The organism is Lacinutrix salivirga (genome assembly GCF_053604675.1).
This window is the reverse complement of the sequence record NZ_JBSHNP010000002.1, coordinates 1-353: the sequence shown is the minus strand read 5'-3', so window position 1 is coordinate 353 and position 353 is coordinate 1. Positions and strand designations below refer to the sequence as shown.

At 28.6% G+C, this 353-nt stretch carries 1 protein-coding gene; it reads left to right on the top strand.

All coding sequences use genetic code 11. The features are described from left to right. Window positions 1-95 precede the first annotated feature (95 nt). Window positions 96-353 (top strand): transposase (locus tag ACVC5O_RS00010; protein WP_452219415.1); only part of this gene is annotated, 258 nt, incomplete at its 3' end.

Sequence of the window (353 nt, the reverse complement as noted above, 5' to 3'; positions counted from 1 at the left end):
AATCCGTGACCATAACAGTACGTAATAAAGAGCATCGTTTTTTTGATGCTCTTTTTATATTTACTAAAAGGCTTAAATTGTATAAAAAAACAAATATGTCTACAAAATACAAAGCAACAATGGAAGACACAGGCTATTTTGTAACAATTACAACAGTAGTTTGGGTAGATATTTTTACTCGGTTAAAGCAGCGATATGTAATTATAAACGCTTTAGATTATTGTAAAAAACAAAAAGGGTTAGAGATTTACGCCTATTGCATAATGTCAAGTCATATACATATATTATGTAAAGCAAAAGAAGGTTATTTATTGTCTAATATCATGCGTGATTTTAAAAAGCACACCTCAAAA